At 40.5% G+C, this 6,791-nt stretch carries 7 protein-coding genes; 4 read left to right on the forward strand and 3 right to left on the reverse strand.

Annotated elements, in window-relative coordinates; translation table 11 throughout:
* Nucleotides 1-5: 5 nt before the first annotated feature.
* On the reverse strand, nt 6-440 hold the full coding sequence (locus IEY03_RS15360; protein ID WP_188843310.1) for a group II truncated hemoglobin: 435 nt from the start codon (nt 438-440) through the stop codon (nt 6-8).
* Between the two features lie 171 nt (nt 441-611).
* Between IEY03_RS15360 and IEY03_RS15365 the strand changes: the two genes are divergently transcribed.
* From IEY03_RS15365 to IEY03_RS15380, 4 genes are read left to right on the forward strand one after another with little or no spacing between them, the layout of a single operon-like run.
* On the forward strand, nt 612-1,994 hold the full coding sequence (locus IEY03_RS15365; protein ID WP_188843312.1) for an amidohydrolase: 1,383 nt from the start codon (nt 612-614) through the stop codon (nt 1,992-1,994).
* Between the two features lie 10 nt (nt 1,995-2,004).
* Nucleotides 2,005-3,273, forward strand: coding sequence for an amidohydrolase family protein (locus IEY03_RS15370; RefSeq protein ID WP_188843314.1), 1,269 nt, complete (start codon nt 2,005-2,007; stop codon nt 3,271-3,273).
* Between the two features lie 34 nt (nt 3,274-3,307).
* A complete protein-coding gene (gene aroE, locus IEY03_RS15375; protein ID WP_188843316.1) occupies nt 3,308-4,141 on the forward strand; it encodes a shikimate dehydrogenase in 834 nt (277 codons plus the stop codon).
* Nucleotides 4,141-4,401: a DUF1488 family protein gene (locus IEY03_RS15380; RefSeq protein WP_188843318.1), complete on the forward strand. Its 261-nt coding sequence runs from the start codon at nt 4,141-4,143 to the stop codon at nt 4,399-4,401. The genes aroE and IEY03_RS15380 overlap by 1 nt, the downstream gene beginning before the upstream one ends.
* Nucleotides 4,402-4,448: 47 nt before the next feature.
* On the opposite strand, the gene IEY03_RS15385 is transcribed toward IEY03_RS15380, so the two are convergent.
* Both IEY03_RS15385 and IEY03_RS15390 read right to left on the reverse strand, forming a co-directional pair.
* Nucleotides 4,449-5,648 carry a sensor domain-containing diguanylate cyclase gene (locus IEY03_RS15385; RefSeq protein WP_229778356.1) on the reverse strand — a complete coding sequence of 400 codons (1,200 nt, stop codon included), beginning with the start codon at nt 5,646-5,648 and terminating at the stop codon, nt 4,449-4,451.
* 249 nt (nt 5,649-5,897) lie between these two features.
* Entirely contained in the window at nt 5,898-6,449 is a 552-nt protein-coding gene (locus IEY03_RS15390) for a gamma carbonic anhydrase family protein (protein ID WP_188843322.1), read from the reverse strand.
* Nucleotides 6,450-6,791 lie beyond the last annotated feature (342 nt).

The following is a 6,791-nucleotide window of genomic DNA, read 5'->3' on the forward strand; positions in this document are numbered from 1 at the left end:
TTTAGTTACTGATTGCGCATATGATCCGCTAACGTTGAAATAGCCTGAATAATCGCCTGTCGATGTTCAGGCTTTTTTACGCATTTATCAACAGCAGCGCGCATACAAATGAGCCATTGATCACGCATAGACTCATCAATACTGAAAGGCATATGCCTAGCGCGAAGTGCTGGGTGTCCGTGTTTTTGTTGGTAAAGTTGCGGACCACCTAACCAACCACTTAAAAATTCATAAAGCTTGGCTTCAGATTCAGCAATTGGTGCACGGTGAATTGCCAGCAAAGGTTGGGTTTCTGGCCGTTGTTGCATTTGTTGATAAAACTCATGGGCAATCGCTTTAATCACTTTATCACCCCCAATCAAATCGTAGGCATTGGATTGCTCGGGATCTCGTTCCTGGTGGTTCTCATGTTTTGCGAAAATTTTTTTAAGCCAATTCATAACCATACCGAATATTTGTTTGATGAGCATTATATCTCAATAAAACCAGGTTATTCCAATTACACTCACGTTGAAATCTCGGTTAATGTTTTGAAACGATTTAGTTAACTTTTCTGTTTTGTTTGTCAGTCTATCTTGCTAAATTGTCCGCAATTTAAAAGGAGAACAATAATGACTAAGATGACGCCATCTTTGGTGATGATTGCTGTCACTGCGGCCCTTGTTGGTTGTAACCAATCAGAAGCTCAAGATCCAAAAGTAACCATAAATAAAAATCCTTATCCTAGTACCTATCAGGTTTTACCTAGCACTAAAACAATTATCAAAAATGCCACAGTGTTAACAGGGACCGGTGAAAAACTAGAAAATGCTGATGTCATCATGATTGATGGCAAAATTAATGCCGTAGGGAAAAACCTTGCTGAAGATGGCGCCACCATTGTTGATGCTCAAGGTAAATGGGTTACGCCGGGCATTATTGATGTTCACTCCCATCTAGGTGTTTATCCAAGTCCGAATGCTGAATCCCATAATGATGGTAATGAGATGACCAATCCAATTACTGCTGAAGTATGGGCAGAGCATAGTGTTTGGCCACAAGACCCAGGGTTTAACCGTGCTCGTGAAGGTGGTGTGACGACGATGCAAATTTTACCTGGTTCAGCCAACTTAATTGGTGGACGAGGTGTAACTCTAAAAAATGTGCCATCAGAAAGCATGCAGGCAATGAAGTTTCCTGATGCACCATACGGCCTAAAAATGGCCTGTGGCGAAAATCCTAAATCGCTTTATGGTAGCCGTTCAGAACTACCTATGACACGAATGGGCAATATGGCCGGTTATCGCCAAGCGTTTATCGAAGCCACGGAATACAAGCGTGCATGGGATAAGTATGAAGCCGATTATGCCGCCGGTAAAAATGCCGCCGCACCGAAACGTGATTTAACCTTAGATACCTTAAAAGGGGTGTTAGAGGGCGAAATCCTGATTCATAATCATTGTTATAAAGCCGAAGAAATGGTGATGATGATTGATTTAGGTAAAGAGTTTAATTATCACTCGGGTACCTTCCATCACGCTATTGAAGCTTACAAAATTGCAGATACGCTTGCTGAAAATGGTAATTGTGCCGCGATGTGGCCAGATTGGTGGGGATTCAAGTTAGAAGCTTACGATATGGTTCTGGAAAATGTTGCTATTGTTGATTCGGTGAAAAACTCATGTGCTGTCGTACATTCAGATTCTCCGGTGACGATTCAACGTTTAAACCAAGAAAGCGCTAAAATTATGCATAACGCCAATGCTAACGGTTTCAATTATACAGAAGAGCAAGCGATTAGCTGGATCACGGTTAACGCAGCTAAGTCTCTAGGCATTGCCGATAAAACCGGGTCACTAAGCGTAGGCAAAAATGCCGATGTGGTTATTTGGAACGTTAATCCGTTTAGTGTTTACGCCAAAGCTGAACAAGTATTTATCGATGGCGCCAAAGTGTTTGATCATCAAGATACTCGTTATCAAGCACAAAGCGATTTTTTACTTGGACAGGAATAAGGCGAAAATTATGAAAAAAATGACTCAATCTTTACTCGCCCTATCTTTGGCAGGCACCTTGTTTGGCACATCAGGCTCAGTATTAGCTGATTCATTTGCTATTACTAATGCCACTGTGCACACAGCAACAGAGCAAGGCGTGTTACAGAATGCCGTTGTTGTAGTTAGAGATGGCGTAATTACGTCTGTTGGCTCAGCAGCGGCTGGTGCAACATTGGATGTTGATAATGTTATTGATGCTAAAGGCGGTATTGTTACACCTGGCTTCATTGGTTCGATGAACATTCTTGGGCTAGTCGAAGTTAACGCAGTAGCAGACTCAAGTGATGCATGGGATAAAAAGGCTGATATCACCTTTGACCCTAGTTTTGGCTACAATCCTAAAGCGAGTAGCATAGCATTTACACGCAAAGGCGGTATAACCCGTAACCTTGTGACCTCTAGCGGCGGCGAAGATATTCATTCTGGCCAAACCTTTGTGGTCGACCTAACTGGCGATTGGGATAGCATTAAGGCAACCAACACCGCTGTATTTGTTAGTCTAGGGGCAAATCATGAAGGCTCTCGAGCAACGTCCATTCAACAATTAATCAGCCAATTAGAGCAGGTACAAAAATCATTAGCTAAAGCGTCGAAAGATAAAAAAGCCAATGAGGATGCGCCAGAGCCTGAAGCCGCAGATGAAATTATCAAGTCGTTATTGTCTGGTGAAAAGCCGTTAATTGTTGCCGCAGATCGTGCCAGTGACATACTTGCCATATTGAAACTAAAGCAGCGTTTTAATGTCAATCTTGTGCTAGTTGGTGCAGCAGATGCTGTATTGATAAGCGATCAAATCGCAACAGCCAATGTCCCTGTCATTGTTGATGCCATGCGAAACTTACCCGAAAGCTTCGATTCACTGCATAATGATTTAAGTAACGCAGGTAAATTACATGCCGCTGGTGTAAAAGTAATTTTATCTAATATGGGTGATAGTCATAACGTTTATAACTTGCGATATAGTGCTGGAAACGCTGTAGCTAATGGGATGGATTACAATGCGGCAATGGCGGCATTAACTGTCAATGTTGCTGATACTTTCAACATTGGTAGTGGCAGCATTACGGTCGGTAAGCCTGCTGATATCGTCATCTGGACTGGCGACCCATTCGAATTTAGTAGCCAGGTGGTAAAAATGTACATTGACGGTAAAGAGCAAAGCACTCAAAGTCGTCATGATAAGCTACGTGAGCGCTATACCACACCATCTGACTTGCCACGTGGGTACACCAAGTAGTAGAACCATAGCACTTAAGAAAGAGAAATAATTGATGACCGAGTTGTATGCCGTATTTGGTAACCCTATTGTTCAAAGTAAATCACCTTATATTCATGGTGAATTTGCCAAGCAAACCTTACAAGATATAAGTTATCAAGCAATACAACCACCGGTCGATCAATTTGAGTCCACCTTGCGCACCTTTATTAAACAAGGTGCAAAAGGTGCAAATGTTACAGCTCCTTTTAAACAGCAAGCTTATGCATTGTGTGATGAGCTCAGTGAATTAGCCCAGTTAGCCGGAGCGGTGAATACGCTAACTTTTACTGACGATGGTAAAATACACGGCGATAATACTGATGGTGTTGGGCTTGTGAATGATCTTGAAGCACAGTTCGGGTTACTTAAAGATAAACATGTATTATTAATTGGCGCTGGTGGTGCAGCAAGAGGATGTATTTTACCTATTTTACAACATCAAGTAGCTCAATTAGTCATCTGTAATCGGACCCATGAAAAAGCGCAACAGCTGCAAAATGTGTTCAGTGATTATGGTAATATTTTTGCCAAACCGATTGAAGATCTGCTGTCGCCATTTGATTTAGTCATTAACTCAACCTCAGCGGGTTTAACCGGACAGTTAATATCCTTGCCTAGCGTTATTGTCGATAAAACAACAGATTGCTATGACATGACCTATAGTCAACATACCACAGTATTTAACCAGTGGGCCAAAGATCAAAAAGCGCATAAAACGGCAGATGGCTTGGGGATGTTGGTCGGTCAGGCAGCAAAAAGCTTCAGCTTATGGCGTGGAGTGACTCCAAATACAAGTCCTGTTATGGAAAAGCTGCGATCATCACTTGCGCAAAAGGTACCGAGTTAATGAATCAAAGTGTGATATTTACCGATCAACTCTATATAGAAACGAATCAAGTTAGGTTTGTTGCGCAGATGCAGGGGATGAACATTAATTGTTTTGCGAGCTTTGCTGTAATCAGCGCATTTTGTGATCATCAGGAGGTCAATGAACATAATGCGATTAACTTGTTTGAACAATGCCGATTTGATTTAGAAGATAAAGCTGAAGAGTTGATTGAGCAAGAGGCTTTCAGCGACAGTGGCGATATATTGCTATTATTATAAAGGCACAACTTGTACGGATTAATTGATCTTTAGCCGAGCTTGTTTTCTTAATACTGTTTTTTGAGCTTCTTCTGACTATACATCTTGTTATCAGCTTGCTTAAACGCGCTTTCCAAATCTTGCTCATATCGTGCAATACCATAGCTGAAATGAATCGCAGGCGTGAATTGGATTAATGCATCCTGCATTTGGATAATTTGTTGGGTCAATACTTCAATTCGGCCATGGCATAAGGCAACGAATTCATCACCACCGTAACGAGCGACTAAAAATTGCGGGTGCCACATAGATTTTAGCGATTTAGCCAGAGTTTTTAATGCATAATCTCCCGTTAGATGGCCAAACTCATCATTGAGTGGTTTTAAGTTATCCATATCTATAATGACGATGTAACTTGCTAATTGGGGGTCATGTCGCCATTGTTGAGCCGCAGCATCAAATTTTTTTCGGTTATACAGTTCGGTTAATCCATCACAGTTTGCTAAATTTTCAATTACTTTCGACTTTTGGTATAGCGAAATAGCGTTAGCTGCTTCAGACGTTAGAATATTAGCTAAACTTATATCGTAATCACCAAACGCTCCAGCTTTAGTACTGTCTAAACTCATCATTCCATAAAGCTTACCTTCAATCTTAATCGGACTCGATAATGTCGAGCATATAGGCTGATCAGATGCATCAGGCAGTACAAATCTGTCATCATTTTTCGCGCTTTTAGCATTGATGTTACTAATAATGACTGTTTTATGAAAACGTCCTTCAGTCAATCGGTATAAAAAGGTTTCTTCTAGGGTAAAGTCTACTTTCTGTAAAATATCAATATTGAGCCCTATAACAGAAACAAACTGTAACTGATGAGTAAGCTCATCCACCAAAATAATACTGCCCATTTCCGCATCGTCTACAGCGGATACCGCTTTTTCTAAAAGAGCATCTAGAAAAGATTTCTCAGAGTCATACTGACTGGATAAATTAACCAACTCATAGGTTGTATCATTAATACGGATAACCTGTTCCAAATGCTGCCAAAGCCGCAACATGTTTTGCTTATATATGTAATAGCTAATGGCATAGCTGAGGAGATATCCGCAACTCACTAAAGTTAAGTACAGGTAGGTTTGTTCGATAACAGGAATAAACATTATGATGGTGCAAATAAGACACAGAGGAAGTACGAGCAGCAAAAGGTGTTGCTTGAAATCAATATTGGCGATGTGTTTATTGCTAATTTGATTTTTAGTTTGCACTTCATCCATCCTAAAAAATTGGCACCACTATGCTATTTGGGAAGTACTGTAAATGTCGTACGACGAATTCTCAGTGCCAAATTGATAATTCAAAAGCGATAACGTTTGCTAAATATAGATCAGAGTGGCTATATGTACACATATAGGGCGCGATTGTTTTTTAGCTAACATATAAGCATAAGTGTTATTAACGTTATGTTTTCAAAATAAGTGGACCAATTGTCTTTTGGTCCATCTTTGATGCTGTTATTAACTCGACTGCTGTAAATCCACTAAGTATTCATTTTTTAAACGAACATAGTTGTCAGCAGATTGTGGTAAAAAAGCACGCTCGGCATCAGTTAAGGCTCTCACTTGTTTACAAGGACTGCCAACATACAAATAACCGCTTTGTAATATCTTATTTGGTGGAACTAATGATCCAGCTCCGACAATTACATCATCTTCTACAATAGCACCATCAAGTAAAATTGCCCCCATACCTATTAATACACGATGACCAATTCTGCAGCCATGTAACATAGCTTTATGACCAATAGTCACATCATCACCTATAATTAAAGGATGTCCATCAGGGTTTGCCGCTGACTTACGGGTTACATGCAATATACTACCATCTTGAACATTACTACGTTTTCCAATACGGATCTTATTCACATCGCCACGTGCTGCCACTAAAGGCCAAATACTAGCGTCATGGTCTAAATTTATGTCACCAACAAGTACCGCTGACTCATCAACATAGACGTTATCAGCTAAGTTAGGATGGATCCCTTGGTAAGTTCTTACATTTGTAGACATAACAATCCTTATATATTCATGGTTTCAGACAGTATAATGCTTAAAAACTAGCTGGTCAGGCTAAATTATCCGCAAACAAGCCGAAAATAACAAATAACTTAAAAAAAGGGGTTGCGCAAAAATCTTAGCTCCCTATAATGCGCATCCACTGACACGGCACAGCGCGAAAGCAAAGTAGCAAGTCAGGTTGATTTGAAACAAAAAGACTTCGGTTTTAAGCTCAAATCAACAGCGAAAAGAAAGTTTGAAAAAACACTTGACGCAGACAAGGGAAGGCGTAGAATACGCAGCCCAAGCCAACGACCTAGCGTCTAACGGCGATGTTTGAAAAATTAACATCAA

It is taken from the genome of Shewanella aestuarii (assembly GCF_014647215.1).
Lineage (GTDB): Bacteria > Pseudomonadota > Gammaproteobacteria > Enterobacterales > Shewanellaceae > Shewanella > Shewanella aestuarii.